This window comes from Salinicola endophyticus (assembly GCF_040536835.1).
GTDB classification, from domain to species: domain Bacteria; phylum Pseudomonadota; class Gammaproteobacteria; order Pseudomonadales; family Halomonadaceae; genus Salinicola; species Salinicola endophyticus_A.
The window spans coordinates 2,579,152-2,596,021 of the sequence record NZ_CP159578.1 but is presented as its reverse complement, the minus strand read 5'-3'; the positions used below and the strand labels follow the sequence as shown (position 1 = coordinate 2,596,021).

At 67.9% G+C, this 16,870-nt stretch carries 15 protein-coding genes; 4 read left to right on the top strand and 11 right to left on the bottom strand.

Features of this window, described 5'->3' with window-relative positions:
- Window positions 1-92: 92 nt before the first annotated feature.
- Entirely contained in the window at window positions 93-1,544 is a 1,452-nt protein-coding gene (locus ABV408_RS11615) for a sodium-dependent transporter (protein ID WP_353979112.1), read from the top strand.
- An 83-nt stretch (window positions 1,545-1,627) separates the two neighbouring features.
- Here the strand turns inward: ABV408_RS11615 and ABV408_RS11610 are convergent, their stop codons facing one another.
- On the bottom strand, window positions 1,628-2,431 hold the full coding sequence (locus tag ABV408_RS11610) for an SIMPL domain-containing protein (protein WP_353979111.1): 804 nt from the start codon (window positions 2,429-2,431) through the stop codon (window positions 1,628-1,630).
- A 275-nt stretch (window positions 2,432-2,706) separates the two neighbouring features.
- Between ABV408_RS11610 and ABV408_RS11605 the strand changes: the two genes are divergently transcribed.
- Window positions 2,707-3,564 (top strand): cobalamin-binding protein, encoded by an 858-nt coding sequence (locus ABV408_RS11605; RefSeq protein ID WP_353979110.1) that lies wholly within the window; start codon window positions 2,707-2,709, stop codon window positions 3,562-3,564.
- A gap of 62 nt (window positions 3,565-3,626) precedes the next feature.
- Here the strand turns inward: ABV408_RS11605 and cobO are convergent, their stop codons facing one another.
- The 4 genes from cobO to ABV408_RS11585 all read right to left on the bottom strand — a co-directional run bounded on the left by cobO (window position 3,627) and on the right by ABV408_RS11585 (window position 7,331).
- Window positions 3,627-4,226: a cob(I)yrinic acid a,c-diamide adenosyltransferase gene (cobO, locus tag ABV408_RS11600; protein ID WP_353979109.1), complete on the bottom strand. Its 600-nt coding sequence runs from the start codon at window positions 4,224-4,226 to the stop codon at window positions 3,627-3,629.
- A 57-nt stretch (window positions 4,227-4,283) separates the two neighbouring features.
- Window positions 4,284-4,604: a winged helix-turn-helix domain-containing protein gene (locus ABV408_RS11595; RefSeq protein WP_353979108.1), complete on the bottom strand. Its 321-nt coding sequence runs from the start codon at window positions 4,602-4,604 to the stop codon at window positions 4,284-4,286.
- 77 nt (window positions 4,605-4,681) lie between these two features.
- Window positions 4,682-5,665 (bottom strand): SDR family NAD(P)-dependent oxidoreductase, encoded by a 984-nt coding sequence (locus tag ABV408_RS11590; RefSeq protein WP_353979107.1) that lies wholly within the window; start codon window positions 5,663-5,665, stop codon window positions 4,682-4,684.
- Between the two features lie 37 nt (window positions 5,666-5,702).
- Window positions 5,703-7,331 (bottom strand): glycosyltransferase family 39 protein, encoded by a 1,629-nt coding sequence (locus ABV408_RS11585; RefSeq protein WP_353979106.1) that lies wholly within the window; start codon window positions 7,329-7,331, stop codon window positions 5,703-5,705.
- Between the two features lie 264 nt (window positions 7,332-7,595).
- Between ABV408_RS11585 and ABV408_RS11580 the strand changes: the two genes are divergently transcribed.
- Both ABV408_RS11580 and ABV408_RS11575 read left to right on the top strand, forming a co-directional pair.
- Window positions 7,596-8,258, top strand: a complete 663-nt coding sequence (locus tag ABV408_RS11580) for a response regulator (protein WP_353979105.1) — start codon at window positions 7,596-7,598, stop codon at window positions 8,256-8,258.
- Window positions 8,255-9,664 carry an ATP-binding protein gene (locus ABV408_RS11575; protein ID WP_353979104.1) on the top strand — a complete coding sequence of 470 codons (1,410 nt, stop codon included), beginning with the start codon at window positions 8,255-8,257 and terminating at the stop codon, window positions 9,662-9,664. Before ABV408_RS11580 ends, ABV408_RS11575 begins: the two co-directional genes overlap by 4 nt.
- Window positions 9,665-9,687: 23 nt before the next feature.
- Here ABV408_RS11575 and ABV408_RS11570 read toward each other — a convergent pair whose 3' ends face one another.
- The 6 genes from ABV408_RS11570 to ABV408_RS11545 all read right to left on the bottom strand — a co-directional run bounded on the left by ABV408_RS11570 (window position 9,688) and on the right by ABV408_RS11545 (window position 16,589).
- Complete coding sequence (locus tag ABV408_RS11570) at window positions 9,688-10,182, bottom strand: GNAT family N-acetyltransferase (protein ID WP_353979103.1); 495 nt, start codon at window positions 10,180-10,182, stop codon at window positions 9,688-9,690.
- 219 nt (window positions 10,183-10,401) lie between these two features.
- The gene (locus tag ABV408_RS11565; protein WP_353979102.1) at window positions 10,402-12,135 is read right to left on the bottom strand and encodes a glycosyltransferase family 39 protein; all 1,734 of its coding nucleotides are present in this window, start codon (window positions 12,133-12,135) and stop codon (window positions 10,402-10,404) included.
- Between the two features lie 16 nt (window positions 12,136-12,151).
- Complete coding sequence (locus ABV408_RS11560; protein WP_353979101.1) at window positions 12,152-12,445, bottom strand: lipid-A-disaccharide synthase N-terminal domain-containing protein; 294 nt, start codon at window positions 12,443-12,445, stop codon at window positions 12,152-12,154.
- A complete protein-coding gene (locus tag ABV408_RS11555; protein WP_353979100.1) occupies window positions 12,442-13,221 on the bottom strand; it encodes a glycosyltransferase family 2 protein in 780 nt (259 codons plus the stop codon). The genes ABV408_RS11560 and ABV408_RS11555 overlap by 4 nt, the downstream gene beginning before the upstream one ends.
- Window positions 13,222-13,490: 269 nt before the next feature.
- A complete protein-coding gene (locus ABV408_RS11550; RefSeq protein WP_353979099.1) occupies window positions 13,491-14,588 on the bottom strand; it encodes a PA0069 family radical SAM protein in 1,098 nt (365 codons plus the stop codon).
- A gap of 156 nt (window positions 14,589-14,744) precedes the next feature.
- A complete protein-coding gene (locus ABV408_RS11545; RefSeq protein ID WP_353979098.1) occupies window positions 14,745-16,589 on the bottom strand; it encodes a TonB-dependent receptor domain-containing protein in 1,845 nt (614 codons plus the stop codon).
- Window positions 16,590-16,870 lie beyond the last annotated feature (281 nt).

The following is a 16,870-nucleotide window of genomic DNA, read 5'->3' as shown; positions in this document are numbered from 1 at the left end:
CGCCGCATTTTCGCAGGCGCGGCCATCGGGACCGTGTCATCGCGCTCCATTCGCTGCCTGGTCCGTCAGGCGCGCTTTGCGTTCGAGGAATCATGACCGACACCGCACCCACCAAGACCCTCTGGCTCGGCCGCTGGGGTTTCGTGCTCGCCGCCACCGGCTCCTCCGTGGGCCTGGGCAATATCTGGAAATTCCCCTATATGACCGGCGAGTACGGCGGCGGCGCCTTCGTGCTGGTCTATCTGCTGTGCATCGCTGCCATCGGCGTGCCGGTGATGATGGCCGAGATCGCCCTCGGCCGCCGTGGCCGCGGCAGCCCGGTGGATGCGATCCGCCGGGTGGCCCGGGAGTCGGGGCGCAGCGGGCTGTGGTCGGCCTTCGGCTGGATGGCGATGCTGTGCGGTTTCATGGTGCTGTCGTTCTATGTGGTGGTCGCCGGCTGGTCGGTCTCCTATCTGTGGAAGGCGGTCACCGGCGAACTGCAGGCGGATAGCGTCGATGGCATGGCGGCGATCTTCACGCAGAACAACGCCAACCCCTGGAACCTGGGCTTCTGGAGTACCCTGGTGACGATCGCCACCATGGCGATCGTCGGCAAGGGCGTGCAGGCGGGGATCGAGCGCAGCGTGCGCTGGATGATGCCGGGGCTGGTGGTGATGCTGGCGATCATGATCGTCTATGCGCTGTTCAGCGGCGGCTTCGGCGCGGGCTTCCACTTCCTGTTCGCCTTCGACCCGCAGAAGCTGACCGGGCCTGCGGTGCTCGCGGCGATGGGGCATGCCTTCTTCACCCTGTCGCTGGCCTCCGGGGCGATCCTGACCTACGGCGCCTATCTCCCGGCGCAGCAGTCGATCGGCCGTACCACGCTGACGGTGGCGCTCTGCGACACGCTGGTCGCGCTGATGGCGGGGCTGGCGATCTTCCCGGTGATCTTCGCCAATGGCATGGATCCGGCCTCCGGCCCCGGACTGATCTTCATGAGCCTGCCGTTGGCCTTCGCGCAGATGCCTCTCGGCGGTGTGGTCGAGATAGTGTTCTTCCTGATGCTGGCGGTGGCGGCGTTGACCTCGGCGATCTCGATGATCGAGGCGACCGTGGCCTGGCTCAACCAGAGCCATGGTATCGCCCGGCGGCATGCCGCCTGGGGCGTGGGGATCGTGCTGTGGCTGGTGAGCACGCTGGCGATGCTGTCGTTCAACATCGGCGCCGACTGGACCTTGGCCGGCAAGACCGTGTTCGACTGGCTCGACTTCCTCACCTCACGGCTGATGATGCCGCTCGGCGGATTGGGCACGGCGCTGCTGGCCGGCTTCGTGCTGCGGCGTGAGGTGGTGCGCGAGGAGCTGGGGCTGCCCGGCGGCGTATTCGCGCTGTGGCAGTTCGTGATCCGCTATGTCAGCCCGCTGGCGATCCTGGTGGTGTTCCTGGATGCGCTGGGCTGGCTGGGCGCCGGCTTCGACCTGCGCTGGGTCGCGGCGATCCTGCTGCTGGCGCTGATCGGCGAGATCGCGCTGGGGCGCGCGACGCAGCGTCAGGCGTCGTAACACCCATCGAGTGAGGCAGATCTCTTGAGAAGCCCTCTGCGCCGCGGGGCTCGCGGCGCAGAGGGCGGGCTCGACCGGCAGTGTCAGTCGTCGATCGACCAGGTCACGTTGACCCCGGCATCGATGTCGATCTCGCCGCTGCGGTACTCCGCTGCGCTACCGGCGCTATCCTCGGCGGCGGCGCGCATCATCATCTGCGGCTTGAAGCTGGGCGCGGTGGTCTCCTCGACGCTGATCACGTCGCCGAGATCCACGTCCAGGGTCTTGGCCATCAGCTTGGCCTTGGCCCGGGCGCGTTCGAGCGCCTGAGCCAGTGCCCGGTCATCGGCGGCGTCGCTGTCCTTGAGCCCGTAGGTGACGCCATCGAGGGAATCGACGCCGGCCGTGGTGAGGGCATCGAGTACCCGCGGCAGCCGCTCCAGATCGTCCAGCGTGAGGGTGATCGGACGCTCCAGCTGGGTGCGCACCTGCGGCGGCTGAGTGTCGTCGCCACGCTGCGGTGACGGTACATAGTCAGGCCGCACGCTGAGCGATCCGGCGCGGATGGCGTCACGCGGAATGCCGGCCTTCTCCAGCGTGCGGATCAGCTCGCCGGTGCGCTGCTCGAGCCGCTCGCGGGCCTGCTTGAGCGCGGCGGCGTCGCCGCTGGTCTCGCTGCCCTGGGCCTGCGCCGGGGTGCGCTCCCACAACCGTGCATTGAGGGTCGCGGTATCGGGGGCGACGCTCAGGGTGGCGTTGGCCTGGACGCGCAGCTCATGCGGGGTCTTGTCGGCCAGTGCCGGGGTGGCCAGGCTCAGGCCCGCCAACAGGCCAACGGCACCCAGACCGAGGGTCCGCGGCAGACGGCGCGTGAGCGGGCGGGCGGCGTTGGAGCGGTAGCGAATCATGGCGTTTCCTTACTCGCGTTACTGACTTCCAGAGTTCACGGTGCCGGTGGCAGCAGAATGCCATCGCCGACGCACGGTGGGCTTAGCCTCTCATGCTATGCTCGCCGGCGCCCATGTCCCAAGCGAGAAGGGTCGCCATGCGCGCTTTTTCCCCAATCATTCGTCTTATCGCCAGACATCTGCCCTGGCATCTCGGCTTTTTTCAGGCGCAACGTCCCTGTCGGCCGCGATTTTCGTGGCTGGCCCATGGCTGGGGGGGCGTCCTGCTCGTTCTGTTGGCGTTTCCCGCGCAGGCGCAGATCCGGGTGGTCGACGATCAGGGTGACACGTTGACGCTGGCCGCGCCGGCCCAGCGTATCGTCGCGCTGGCGCCGCATCTGGTCGAGGATGCCTTTGCCGCCGGGGCCGGTGCCGAGCTGGTCGGGGTGATCGCCGGCAGCGACTATCCACCGGCGGCCCGCGAGCTGCCCCGGGTCGGCAGCTATCGCGGCATTCCGCTGGAGACGGTGGTCTCGGCGCAGCCGGATCTGGTGCTGGCGTGGGGCAGCGGCACCCCGGATGCGCTGGTGCGCAAGCTCCAGGCGCTGGGGATTCCGGTCTACCGCAGCGAGCCGCGGCGGCTTGCCGACATCGCCGGCAACCTGCGCGATATCGGCCTGCTGAGCGGCCATCCGGCGGTGGGGGAGCGCGCCGCCGCGCGCTTCGAGCGCGCCCTGCTGGAGAGTCGCCAGCGGCTGACGCCGGCGCCCCGGGTGTTCTATCAATTGGGGCAGGCGCCGCTGACCACCCTGGGCGATGGTCAGATCGTGACCCGAGTGATCCGCCACTGTGGCGGTGAGCCGCTGTTTGCCGATGCCCCGGTGCTGGTGCCGGAGATCGGCTGGGAGGCGCTGCTGCTGGCGCGCCCTGAGGTGATTGTCGCCGCCGCGCGGGACGACGCCTGGCAGGCGTTCTGGGCCGGGCACGAGGCGCTGCCGGCGGTGGCTGCCGGCACTCTTTACAGCCTCGACCCGGACGCGATCAGTCGTCCCGGGCCGCGGCTGGCGCAGGCCGCACGCCAACTCTGTGCGAACCTGGCCGATGCCGCCGCGCGGCTGGCATCCCTCAGCCCCGGTCAGCGGCAGGCCCAGTAGACGACACGCGCAGTCGTCGCGGGCTCAATGGTCGTCGTTGCGATCAATAGTCGTGGCTGGGGTCAATAGTCGATGCCGCGGCGGGCCTGGATGCCGGCATCGAAGGCGTGCTTGACGTCCTGCATCTCGCTCACCGTGTCCGCCATCTCGATCAGCTCACGATGGGCGTTGCGCCCGGTGACGATCACGCTCTGCTCCGGCGGCCTGGCGGCGATCGCCTGGCGCACCGTGTCGATATCGAGATAGCCGAACTTGAGCATGTAGGTGATCTCGTCGAGCACCACCAGATAGACCTCGGGATCGGCGAGCAGGCGCGCGGCGTCTTGCCACACCGCCTGGCAGGCGGCGGTATCGCTCTCCCGGTTCTGGGTCTCCCAGGTGAAGCCGGTGGCCATGATCGACACTTCGAGACGGGTGTCATCGGCCAGCCGCTCGCGCTCGCCGCACTCCCACAGCCCCTTGATGAACTGCACCACGCCGACGCGATAGCCGTAACCCAGGGCGCGGGTCACCGTGCCCCAGGCGGCGGTGGTCTTGCCCTTGCCGTTGCCGGTGAATACCAGCAGCAGGCCGCGCTGCTGGTCGGCGGCGGCGATCTTGTCGTCGACATGGGCCTTGAGTTTCTGCATCGCGCGCTGATGGCGCTGCTGCCGGTCGGTCATGCTGGCTCCTGTCTGGCGATTCCTGTCTGACGGTGAGATACGCGCGAGGGCATCGCGTTAGTCGGCGGGCGTGGCCGGCGGCGGCGGATAGCCCAGGGTCTGGGCCAGGGCGGCGGCGTGGGTGGCGATCCACCCGGCCGACAGCGGGCCCCAGTCGTGGATCACGTAGCGCCCGCTGAGGTGGCGTGCGCCGGGCGTCTGCTCGAACTCGCAGCGGATATCGAGCTCGCCCAGGGCGGCGAGGGTGTCCTGGGCGGTGCGCCGCGGCATGCCGGTGGCGGCCACCAGCGCCGGGACACTGGTGGCCAGCCCCGCGTCGATCAGGTAGGCGACGTAGAGACGGCGATAGAAGCTGGTGCGAGTCTTGCTGAGCGACATGCGCAGGGCTCTGGCTGCTGGCTGGGCGCTCATCCTACGATATGCGCGCAGCGACGACGAGCCCGCCGCGGCGGGGCTCAGCCTTCCATCACCTGCTGCATCAGCGGGCGCTGCTCGCGGTACCAGGCGGCGAAGCGCTCGATGCCGGTCTCCAGCGGCACCTGCGGCACATGGCCGGTGGCTTCGCGCAGGCGTGTGGTGTCGGCCCAGGTGCGTTCGATGTCGCCCGGCTGCATCGGCTGGAAATCGCGCGGTGCGCGGGCGTCCAGGGCGCTTTCCAGGGTGTCGATGAAGTCGAGCAGGGCCACCGGGTCGCCGCGGCCGACGTTGTAGAGCGCGTGCGGTGCGTCGGTGTCGCCGGCGGGGGCGTGTGGCAGCAGCCGCACCAGGCTCTCGACGATGTCGTCGATATAGGTGAAATCCCGCGCCATGCGGCCATGGTTGAACACCGCGATGGGGTCACCGCGCAGCAGGCGCTCGGCGAACAGGCAGGGCGCCATATCCGGGCGCCCCCAGGGGCCGTAGACGGTGAAGAAGCGCAGGCCGGTGGCGGGCAGGCGATGCAGGTCGGCATAGCTGTAGGCCATCATCTCGTTGGCGCGCTTGGTCGCGGCGTAGAGCGACGCTGGGGTATCGACCGTGTCGCTCTCGCAGAACGGCAGCCGCTGCTGGCGCCCGTAGACCGAGCTGGAAGACGCGTAGAGCAGATGCTCGACCGCATGGCGCTGGCACACGTCGAGCAGGTTGAGAAAGCCGGTGAGATTGCTGTGGCCGTACTGGTGCGGGTGACTGACCGAGTAGCGCACCCCGGCCTGGGCCGCCAGGTGCATCACGTGGGTGAAGCGCTCCCGCGCGAACAGTGCATCCAGCGCGGCGAGGTCGGCGATATCCTGGCGCACGAAGGGCACCTTGCCGAGGCGTTCGAGGCGCGCCTGCTTGAGCGCCACCGCGTAATAGTCGTTCAGGTTGTCCAGCGCGACGACGCTATGACCCTCGGCGGCGAGGCGCCGGGTGAGATGAAAGCCGATGAAGCCGGCGGCGCCGGTGACGAGAATTTTCATGCAGGATCCTGAGGAACGGGGCCGACCATGCCGGCGCTCAAGGCGCCGGCGTGGTGTTGCCGCAGAGCGCCGACTGGCCGGCGTGGAAGAGTGCGCGGGTGGGCAGGATATCGAGCTTGCCGCCGCGGTAGTCGAAGGTGTGCACCGCGCTGACGTCGGCGATGTAGCGCTGCCAGTCACGCTCGCGGCCGACGATCCAGGCGTCCGGGTGGGCCTGATGCAGGGCGCAGGCATCCTGGGGCGAGCCGAGGGTCGCCAGCGGCTGCGCCAGACGGCCGGCGAACTGGAAGGTGGCCTGATAGTTGCCGTCGAAGGCCACCGGTCTGCCTTCCAGTTGCAGTTGGGCGATCAGCTCGCCGGGGCGGGTCACGTCGTAGCGCTGCCATAGCGGCGCCAGCATCAGCTGCGCCAGGATCAGCAGCGCGATGCCGCTGCCCAGCGCCAGCCCGCGGGCGGCGATACTGCGCTTGGCGGGTCGCCAGCGCCACACGATCGCCCCCCAGGCGATCAACGCCAGGCTGCCGAACAGCGACAGCGTGGTGGCATCCAGCACGCCATGGCCGAACAGCGTAAGGCCCAGCCCCAGCGCCCCCAGGGCGATGATCGCCGCGGCTACCGCGCGCACCCGGCGCGGGCGCTCGTCCTCGGATTGCGCCAGCCGGTCCATCACCATCAGCGCCAGCGCCGGCAGCAGCGGCATCAAGTAGTGAATCTGCTTGCCGCTGATCAGCGAGAACAGCACGAAGGGCACCAGCGCCCAGATCCACATCAGCCGCTGGTGACGCTGGCGCGGCCGGCGCGGCCAGGCTGCCGGCCACAGCGACCACGGGAACAGCAGTACCGGCAGCCACGGCAGATACCACCACAGCGGCCGGGCATGGGCCATGGAGTCGTGCAGGCGATCGACGCTCTGACCCCACAGCAGCTCGCGGGCGTAGGCGTGCCCACCGATCACGGCGGCGCTCAGGGCCCAGGCGGCGAGCATGGCGATGCCCAGGGCCAGGGCCAGCAGCAGGCGCCGGCGCCCGCCGGGACCCAGCGGCTCGGCGCGCCACCAGCGCAGGCCGAGCAGGATCGGGCCGAAAGTGACGAACACCGCCGGGCCCTTGGCGAGCAGGGCCAGGCCCAGCCAGACGCCGCAGCGCAGCGCGCGCCGAGGCGTCAGGGCGCCGCTCACCAGCGGGCTGATCGCACCCAGCAGGCAGGCGGTGAGCAGGATGTCGAACATCAGCGCGCCGCTGTAGAGGTTCCACATCAGCATCGCCATCAGCACCAGCGGTGCCACGCGGGCGCGGCTGCCGGCATAGCCCAGTCGCCGGGCGATGCGATAGAGGTGCTGCATCGCCACCAGCGCCGCCAGCGGCGCGATCAGCTTGGGCCACCAGGCGTTGACGCCGAACACCCCCCAGCCGGCCTGGATCAGCCAGAACAGCAGCGGCGGCTTGTCCGAGTAGGGCTCAGCGTTCATCAACGGCAGCACCCAGGAGTGGGCGTGCCACATCTCCCAGGCGACCGAGACGTAGCGGGTCTCGTCGATCGGCATCAGCGGACGCGACAACGCGCCGATGACCGCCAGCGTCCATAGCAGGGCGATGGCCAGCGTATCGCGGTAGCGAGCGTCCCAGCACAGGGCGGGGAGGCTTAGGCTTTTCTTCAAGGTCGTCATCACGGCTCTGGGCTCTCTACCTGACTCGGCGGCTACTGTGTACGCTGAGTCTTAACGCAATATTACTGTCGAGAGGTTCCGGGGCGTGGACGGTGTCAGGCGTGCCGGGTCAGCGGCAGGCTAAGGAAGCGTTAAGCTGAGTGTGACTCAATGAGCGCGTGATAGCGTTGCCTGGAGTCGGTCATCGGCTCGCCGGCACGAGTTCGTACGGCACGCCGGGCGAACAATGCTCGCCAGATAACGAAAAGGAAGTGGACGACGACGATGCGCGTACTGTTGGTGGAGGACGATCCGCTGTTGGGGGACGGCATTCGCACGGCCCTGATTCGCGAAGGCTACGTCGTGGACTGGCTCACCCGCGGGCGCGAGGCACTGGAGGCAGTCAAGATCGAGCCGTTCTCGCTGGTGGTGCTCGATCTTGGCCTGCCGGATATCGATGGTCTGGCGGTGCTCAAGGAGATCCGCCGTCAATCCGCGCTGCCTGTTTTGATCCTGACCGCCCGGGATGCCGTCGAGCAGCGCATCGAGGGCCTCGATGCGGGCGCCGACGACTACGTGCTCAAGCCCTTCGATTTGCAGGAGCTACTCGCCCGTATGCGCGTGGTGACCCGGCGTGCCGAGGGACGTTCGACTCAGCTCTTGACCATCGGGCGGCTCTCCATCGACGAATCCCGGCATGAAGTCACCTGGAAGGGCGAACCCGTCATCCTGGGCCGTCGCGAGTTCGCGCTGCTGCTCGAACTGGCGCGCCATCGCGACAAGGTAATGGCCCGACCCAAGCTCGAAAGCCTGCTCTACGGTTGGGGAGAAGAGGTCGGCTCCAATGCGCTGGAGGTGCATGTGCACCACCTGCGGCGCAAGCTCGACAAGCAGCTGATCACCACCGTGCGCGGCATCGGCTATCGGTTGGACAGCCGCGTGGCATGACCTCGATTCGACGTTATCTGAATTGGGCGCTGGCCACGCTGCTGCTGGTGGTGATGTCGCTGGCGGTGACCGCGGCCTACTTCGTCACCCGCCACGAGATGGAAGAGATCTTCGACGCTCAGCTGAGTCTGCAGGGGCGTATCGTCGCCGGCCTGGTGACCGAGCGCACCACCTCGGACGAGTACGCCAAGATCGCCGCGCAGCTCTCCCAGCCGGGCCACTTCGCACGCTGGTACGGCAGCACCGGCAATCTGCTCACCGACCTGGCCGCGCCCGCGCTCTACGACCACGAAGAGAAGATGCTCTCGCTGGGGGTGTGGAGCGACAGCGGCCGGCCCATTCTGATGGGCGCGCGCTGGCACGACGATGCCGATGGCACCAGCTTCCCTGCGCCCCGCCACGAAGGCCACCGCTGGGTCAGCTATCAGGGGCATCGCTGGCGCACCTTCAGCATGCCGATCGCAGGCGGACGCTGGCTCAGTATCGGCCTGCGCGATGCCTTCCAGAGCGAGCTGTTCAACAAGGTCGCCCTGGGCAATTTCGTGCCGCTGCTGCTGACGCTGCCGATCCTGTTGTGGCTGATGGCGCGTCTGATCCGGCGCGGCCTGGCGCCGATCGAGGAGCTCTCGCGTCAGGTCGAGGCGCGTGACGAAAAGGACCTGCGCCCGATTCGGGTCGCGGTGCCCCAGGAGCTACAGGCGCTACGCGGCGCGCTCAACGACTTCATCGACCGGCTGGGGCAGACCCTGGAGCGCGAGCGCCGCTTCACCGCGGACGCGGCCCACGAACTGCGCACGCCGCTGGCGGCGCTGAAGATTCATCTCGATAACGCGCGTTTCGGCGAACCCAGCGCGCTGGACAAGGCCTACAACGGGATCGAGCGGCTGCAGCGGGTGGTCGAACAGCTGCTGCTGCTGGCGCGCCTGGAGTTGGATGATCAGGGCGCGGTGCCAGAGACGGTGGAACTGTCGGCGCTGGTGCTCGATCTGGCCGCCGAACTGTGGCCGCTGGCGGAGTCGCAGCAGCAGACGCTGGAGATCGCCGAGACCCCGGCGCTGAGTATCGAGGGCAATGCCACCGAGCTGGGCATTCTCATCCGTAATCTGCTCGACAATGCGCTGCGCTATACCCCGGAGGGGGGGCGGGTCGAAGTGGCCATGGGCCAGACTGCGGACCGGCGGCCGTGGTTGTCGATCCGCGATAGCGGTCCGGGGATCCCCGAGGCGCTGCTCGAGGCGGTGACCCAGCGCTTCCAGCGTGCCGCCGACCAGCGCATCAGCGGTAGCGGCCTGGGGCTCTCCATCGCGGTCGAGATCGCCGAGCGTCAGCAGTTGACTATGAGGCTGTCCAACCGGCCCGAGGGCGGCCTGGAAGTGCGGCTGTTGTGGCAACGCCCCATGGCATGACGTCGACGGCGAGCATTCGCCATTCAGTCTTTCAGTCTAGCCATATAGTAAGCATCGATCATTTCCCCATCACGCATGGCGTAGCGCTTGGCGGTGCCCTCGATGTCGAAACCGAACCGCTGGTAGAGACCAATCGCCTTGTGATTATCGACGAACACCGTCAATTCAATTCGCGTGATCTGCAGCCAGTTATCACACAGGTCGATCATGGCGGCCATCAGCGCCTTGCCAATGCCCCGTCGATGAAATGCCGGATCGACGCCCATGCCGATGGTCGCGCCATGCCGGCGCCGCGCCACGGTGAAGCCGTCCAGCGTGAGTTGCCCCACCACGCGGGTCTCGATACAGGCCACCAGAATCACAAGGCTGGGGCGCGTCTCCGTTAGCCGTTGTTGCCAAAGGGTGGGTGACTGATAAGGCAGATGGAGTGTATCTGATTGAGTTTCTGGCTGACTGTAGAGTTGCGTCAGCGCGGCAGCATCGTCTGGTGTCGCGTGGCGGATCGTGACCTGGCTCATGAATCGGTTCTCGGGCAAAAGCGAATAACGTCGGAACAACTCAGATCGAAGGCTGAACCCTATGGGCGAGGAGGTGCGCGCTAGGCCGAGCAGAGACGTCACTCCCTTCTTCCGTTTTCTCAGAAATCGCCGGATCTGCCAATCCTTCGGGATACTGCGACGAGAGAACGTCTGGGACACGAAAAGTGCTTCCCCGGCCCTCGGGCCGGGGAGCGGAGCTCACAAGCGCGGGGCCTTGCCGTCAGGGTCGGGCAGGGTGGTGGGGGCGACGAACAGCGGGGCGGCGTTGGGGTCGCCCTGGCACTGGGATGCGGCGCGAGCCGGGATCAGCCACCAGTCGTCACCGTTCTGCACACCCATGTCTGTGATCTGATCGCGCGCGATACACGGATAGTCCTTGGCTTGACGCTCCATCGCGAACAGCCAGCGGTCATCGCCCTGCTTGAGCCAGGCGAAGGCGCGCTGGAACTGCTGGCTGGCCTGGGTCTTGTCACCGAACTGGACGCTGGGCTGGCGCGCCTGGAGCAGGAACTCCTCGTCGAAGTCGGGCAGCGCCAGCCACGCCTGGGGCCCGGTGGTCGCGGCAACCTGGGTCATCATGTCGCGCGGTGAGCGGGCGTGATCCTGCAGCGCATAGCCCCAGGTGGACCAGCTGAGCCAGAACAGCGCCAGCCAGCCGCCCAGTGCCCACAGCCCGCGCGCCGGGCGGGTCCAGGCCAGCAGGCCGACCCCCAGCGCGCCGATCACGATCCACCACGCCCAGGGGTCGACCTGATGACGCTCGGCCACTCGTGCCAGCGCCGGCAGACCGAATGCGCCGAGCATCCCGGCGAGCAGCAGTAGACCGGCGAGCAGCGCCAGCACCACGAAGGCGGCGCGATGCAGGCCGCGACGCCGGATCAGCCCGGGCAGCAGCGGCGCCAGCGCCATCACCAGCAGCGGCAGCGTGGGCAGCATGTAGACGCCGCGCTTGCCCGGCGAGAGCGAGAAGAACACCACGATAAGGACGACCGCGCTGAGCGGCATCCAGACCCGCGCATCGCTGCGCTTGAGGCGATGCCACCACGCCGGCAGCGCCCACGGCAGTGCCAGCACCAGCGGCATCCAGGCCCACGGCAGCACTTTGACGACGTAGTAGTACCACGGCTCCAGATGGGTCCAGGAGTCGGCGTAGCGCTGTCCGGTCTGCTTGAACAGGATATTGTCGCGGTAGGCGGCGAGCGCCGGGTCGCCGCTGAAGCTGGCCATCAGCATCATGGGGATGGCCCAGGCGGCGATGCAGGCGAGCATCACCCCCGGCCCCAGCAGCAGTTCCTTGATGCTCAGGCGCACCGCGCGGCCGCGATAGCCGAACCACAGCCATGCCGGCAGCAGCGCCAGCGGCAGGATACCCACGCCCTTGGTGATCACCCCGATACCCATCGCCGCCCAGCCGATCAACCACCAGCGCCGGGCCGGGCCGAGCAGGGCGTGGCGCAGCAGCCCGTAGGCGCCCAGGGTGGTGAAGAAGGTCAGCATCATGTCGATCTGCGCGGTCTTGGCCTGCAGCACGAACTGGAATGCAGTCAGCAGGGCCAGGCCCGACAGCAGTGCGACACGCCGCCCATGCAGGCGCCGGCCGAGGTCGACCACCAGCAGTAGGGCCCCCAGGGCGCTGAGTGCGGTGGGAATCAGAAAACCCAGGCGTACCGAGCCGGTCAACCAGATCGAGAGTGCCGAGGCCCACATGAATACCGGGGGCTTGTCGGGGTAGAGCTCGCCGCCGCGATGGGGGAACCAGAACTGGCCGGTACGCAGCATCTCCAGCGCGTTGAGGGCGAAGCGCGGCTCGTCGGCGGGCCAGGGATCGCGCAGCCCGATACCGATACCCAGCAGCACGATCGCCAGCAGTAACAGCAGCAGCCAGGCGCGCCGATAGTGCGCCTGGGTGGGGTCGTCGAGAAAAGATCGCATGGTCTTGGGCATCCGCTCAGGACGAGGATTGGCTGGGTGCGGCGCTTTCGCGCTTCTCGCGGCGAATCAGCATCAGATTGCGGACATAGATGATCAGCCCGGCGCCCTGGCCGGCAATGAACACCGGATCGCGGCGATAGAGGGCATAGGCGAGCAGCGTGGCGCCGCCGCCCAGACTGAAGAACCAGAAGGCGACCGGCACGATACTGCGCCGGGCGCGCTCGCTGGCCAGCCACTGGACGATGAAGCGCGCCGAAAACAGCGCCTGACCGACGAACCCGATCGCTACCCAAATCCACTCGGCACTCATGCGCGGGCCTCCCCGTCGAGCTGTTCGGGTGCCACCGTCGCGGCCGGGCGCTCGGTCATTGCCAGCGGCTCGATCGCCGCCGGCAGGCGGCTGCGCCGGCGCAGCCACATCACCCCGACCATGTCGACAAGACCGACCCACAGGCGGTTATTGAGACCGTAGTGCGAGGCCCCGGTGCCGCGCGGGCGGTGGTTGACCGGCAGCGACACGCACTCGCCGCCCTGGGCCCGCACCAGGGCGGGCAGGAAACGGTGCATATGGTCGAAGTAGGGCAGGTTGAGGAAGGCGTCGCGGCGCACGATCTTCAGCCCGCAGCCGGTATCCGGGGTGGCATCGTTGAGCAGCGCCGAGCGAACCCGGTTGGCGACCTTCGACGAGACTCGCTTGAGCCAGTCGTCACGGCGATTGGTGCGATGGCCGGCGACCATCACCACGTCGCCCCGGCAGGCGCGCTCGAACAGTCGCGGCAGGTCGGCGGGGTCATTCTGGCCGTCGCCGTCGAGGGTCGCCAGCCAGGTGCCGCGGGCGGCCCAGGCCGCCTGCCACACCGAGGTGCTCTGGCCGGCGCTTCGCGCATGGCGCAGCGGGCGCAGGCGGGAATCGGCGGCAGCGCGGCGCGTCAGCATCTCCCAGGAGCCGTCGCTGGAGGCGTCGTCGACCACGATCACTTCGTGCGCTATCTCCTGCAGGGCACGGGAGATTTCGTCGAGTAGCCCCGGCAGATTGCCGACTTCGTCCTTGGCGGGAATGAGAATCGAGAGCTGTGGAGAATGCATTGACGCTGAGTTCCTGGCGATGGGACTTTTATTGGACGCTCCGCCACGCCGCCCTTGCCGCTCCTGGCAAGAGGGCGCGCCGGCCGTGCGCTGGAGACCCGCCCTTTATGAAAGGAGAGTGCGCAAAAGGCAAACGATGGCACATCTTTTGCGACCATCGAATGCGAATGTCGCCATGATCGAGGCCATGACTTAAAGGAATCTTAAGAACGCGGATTCTCAGGAACGCGGAACCCTTATCGTGCCACGATGGTAGCTCGAGCAGAAGCTCAACTGAACAGATCCTGCTGGCGGTGAGGCGGGCGAAAATGGCGGGTGTCGAGCCCCTGGTCAGGGCGCCGCTGCAGGCCCAAGCGGCCGGCGGCCCGGCGAAAGCGCTGATCGATCATGTCGACGAAGATCCCCTCGCCGCGCATACGGTGGCCGAAGCGGCTGTCGTTGCTCGCGCCGCCACGCGACTGGCGGATCAGACTCATCACCTTGCCGGCGCGCTCGGGGTAGTGGGCTTCCAGCCAAGCCTCGAACAGCGGGGCCACCTCCCGCGGCAGTCGCAACAGGGTCCAGCTGGCGCTGGTAGCGCCGGCCTCGGCAGCGCGTTCGAGCAGTGTCTCTATCTCGTGGTCGTTGATCGCCGGAATCACCGGCGCCAGCAGGGCGCCCACCGGGATACCCGCGGCAGCGAGCTCGCCCAGTGTCTTGAGCCGGGCCGCCGGCGAGGCGGTGCGCGGCTCCAGCGTGCGCTTGAGCTCGTTGTCCAGGCTAGTGAGGCTGATGAAGACGCGCACCAAGCGCTGCTCGGCGAGTGCGGCCAGCAGGTCGCGATCTCGCAGTATCAGGGCGCTCTTGGTCACCAGGGTGACCGGATGACGGCACTCGAGCAGCAGCGTCAGCAGCTCGCGGGTGGTGCCGTATTCGGCTTCGATCGGCTGGTAGCAGTCGGTATTGCCGGAGAGGTTGATCGGCTGGCAGCGGTAGCCGGGCTTGCACAGCTCCTCGCGCAGCCGCGCCGCCATCCCCTGCTTGGCGATCAGCCGGGTCTCGAAGTCGATGCCCGGTGAGAGATCCCAGTAGGCGTGGCTGGGGCGGGCATAGCAGTAGATGCAGCCGTGCTCGCAGCCGCGATAGGGGTTGAGCGAGCGGTCGAAGCCCAGGTCCGGGGAGTGATTCCAGGAGAGTGCGCTGCGCGGCGTCTCGTGTTGGATCTGGGTGGGTATACGCTGGGGTAGCGCTTCCTGCCACCAGCCATCGTCGAAGGCTTCGGTATGGCTCGGCTGAAAGCGGTTATGCGGATTGAAGGTCGCGCCGCGGCCCTTGAGCGGGCCCGGTGACGCGGCGTAGGGATCGCGCGGTGGGGTGGGAGACGACATGACGACTCCGTGATCGAGTGCTGTTCAAACATACAGTATCACGGGGTCGTCACCACGCAAAGTGCCGGTCGCGGAGGCATGGCGCCGCTCGTGGCGTCAGCACACCCTCACCCGGCGTTGGCCGCCAATGGATGAGGGCGCCATCGGGATGGACAGTTACAGCGTCAGTTTGACGCCGGCCTCGACGTAGCGGCCCTGGGTGTTGTAGCCCTCGGCCAGGGTGTAGTCGCGGTCGAAGGCGTTATCCAGCTTGGCCGACAGTTCGACCTGCGGCGTCACCTGCCATGCCGTGCGCAGATCCACGATGCCGTAGCCGCTGACGGTGGTGTCGCCGTAAGGAGCGGTGTAGCGGGTGTCGCGGCGGTCGCCGGCGGCGCGCAGGGTGGCGCCGTAGCGCCAGTCGCCCAGGGCGTAGTCGGCGTCCAGACGGCCGAAGGTTCTGGCTCGGCGCTTCAGCCGCTCGCCGCTGTCGCGGTCTTCCGGATCCTGATGGGTCAGGCTGGCGCGCAGCGAGAGGCCGGCGTATTGCCAACCACCGCTCAGCTCGACACCGCGGATACGCGCGCGGTCGACGTTGTAGGGCACGAAGGCCGGGTCGAAGGCGATCAGATCGTCGATCCGGTTCTCGAAGGCGCTGACGCGCGCATTCCAGGCGTCATGCTCGATGGCCCAGAACGCCTCCAGGTTGCGCGAGGTTTCGGCGTCGAGGTCGGGGTTGCTGCCGTAGGGTCCGTAGAGGTCGATCAGGTTGGGCGCCTTGAACGCGGTCGAGTAGACCAGCCCGAGGCGCTGTGCCGGTGTCAGACGGTAGGCGTAACCGGCACTGCCGGTGGTCTCGTCGCCGAAGCGCGAATCGTCGTCGTAGCGCAGCGAGCCGCTCAGCTCATGGCGCCCGTACTCGCGCTGCAGCATGCCGTAGAGGCCGTAGTTCTCGCGGCTATCCTTGGCGTAGCGCCCGGTGAACGGGTTGGCCGAGTCGAAGTCGACATGCTCCTGGCGGTAGTCCACCCCCAGGGTATCGACGCCGTTGGCGCGGGTGAAGCTGTGCTGGATGCCCAGCTCGTTGCGGTGCGATTCGGTGACGCTGTAGCGCTCGCCGGCATAGCGCTCCTCGCGGCGCTCGTCGAAGTGTCCGGCGGTGATTGCCATGTCCCAGTCGGGGGCCAGGGCCAGATCGTAGCGGCCGCCGAAGGTCTGCAGATAGCCGTCGGTGCGGCAGTCGTTGCTGGCGGCGCTGGCATTGAGCGGGTAGCAGTCGTCGTAGTCGGCGTCGGTATCCTGGCGCAGCGCATTCAGGCTCAGGCTGGCGTTGGCGCCGAAGCGGTGCGACAGCCCTAGCTGAGCCCCGCCGCGCTTGAAGCCATCGCGCTCGCCGCTGGCGTCGCTGGCAAGGGCGTTGAAGCCGTCGCCGTCGCGCCGGAACAGACTGGCGTTGAGGCGGGTAGCGGTATCGCCGGTGGAGACGAACAGGTTCTGTTTCTGCGTGTGCTGGTCGCCCGCACGCAGCGACAAGGCGGCCTGGGTCCCTTCGCCGCCACGCCGGGTGAAGATCTGAATCACGCCGCCGATGGCATCGGCGCCGTAGGCGGCAGCGCGCGGGCCGCGCACGATCTCGATGCGCTGGATCGCTTCGACCGGCAGGAACTCCAGGCTGGCGCCGCCGCTGGTGGCGGCATTGATGCGTACGCCGTCGACCAGCACCAGGGTATGGTCGGATTCGGTGCCGCGCATGAACAGGCTGGTGACGGTGCCGTGTGCGCCGTTCTGCGTGATTTCGATGCCGGCGCGGTTCTGCAGCAGGTCGATCACGCTGTCGGCCTGGCTGCGTTCGATCTCCGCGCGGTCGATGATGGTGGTACTGGCGAGCACGTCGGCCTGCGACTGCGGCAGCCGGTTGGCGGTGACCTGCACGTCTTCGAGCTGCTGGGCTGCGGCGCCGAGGCTTTGCAGCAGCAGGGCCATGGCGACGCCGTGGGCCATGGCGGTAGGACGGTAACCCATGAAAGATGATCCCCAAACGCGTATCGGAACCGTTCTCGTGCGCGGCGCAGTGGCGCTGCGGGCGGTTCCTTGTGTTGCGATGACGCGATGGGAGGGAACGGCGTGACGAAATACGCCGGCCAACGCCTCCTGGGCGGCCGACGTGCGATGTCGTCACTGGTTTGAGCCCTCCGCATCAACCAGTGAAGAGAACGACGCCGGTCTCCGGACTCACGCGCGGTGATCTTCGATCACCCGACACCGGGCCTTCCCATGAGTGGATGGCGCGCCGCAAAGGAGGG

Coding starts and splice junctions, on each gene's coding strand:
- ABV408_RS11545 (WP_353979098.1), bottom strand. CDS start 16,589: ATGGGTTACCGTCCTACCGCCATGGCCCACGGCGTCGCCATGGCCCTG.
- ABV408_RS11575 (WP_353979104.1), top strand. CDS start 8,255: ATGACCTCGATTCGACGTTATCTGAATTGGGCGCTGGCCACGCTGCTG.
- ABV408_RS11555 (WP_353979100.1), bottom strand. CDS start 13,221: ATGCATTCTCCACAGCTCTCGATTCTCATTCCCGCCAAGGACGAAGTC.
- ABV408_RS11595 (WP_353979108.1), bottom strand. CDS start 4,604: ATGTCGCTCAGCAAGACTCGCACCAGCTTCTATCGCCGTCTCTACGTC.
- ABV408_RS11610 (WP_353979111.1), bottom strand. CDS start 2,431: ATGATTCGCTACCGCTCCAACGCCGCCCGCCCGCTCACGCGCCGTCTG.
- ABV408_RS11585 (WP_353979106.1), bottom strand. CDS start 7,331: ATGACGACCTTGAAGAAAAGCCTAAGCCTCCCCGCCCTGTGCTGGGAC.
- cobO (WP_353979109.1), bottom strand. CDS start 4,226: ATGACCGACCGGCAGCAGCGCCATCAGCGCGCGATGCAGAAACTCAAG.
- ABV408_RS11580 (WP_353979105.1), top strand. CDS start 7,596: ATGCGCGTACTGTTGGTGGAGGACGATCCGCTGTTGGGGGACGGCATT.
- ABV408_RS11560 (WP_353979101.1), bottom strand. CDS start 12,445: ATGAGTGCCGAGTGGATTTGGGTAGCGATCGGGTTCGTCGGTCAGGCG.
- ABV408_RS11590 (WP_353979107.1), bottom strand. CDS start 5,665: ATGAAAATTCTCGTCACCGGCGCCGCCGGCTTCATCGGCTTTCATCTC.
- ABV408_RS11565 (WP_353979102.1), bottom strand. CDS start 12,135: ATGCGATCTTTTCTCGACGACCCCACCCAGGCGCACTATCGGCGCGCC.
- ABV408_RS11615 (WP_353979112.1), top strand. CDS start 93: ATGACCGACACCGCACCCACCAAGACCCTCTGGCTCGGCCGCTGGGGT.
- ABV408_RS11550 (WP_353979099.1), bottom strand. CDS start 14,588: ATGTCGTCTCCCACCCCACCGCGCGATCCCTACGCCGCGTCACCGGGC.
- ABV408_RS11570 (WP_353979103.1), bottom strand. CDS start 10,182: ATGAGCCAGGTCACGATCCGCCACGCGACACCAGACGATGCTGCCGCG.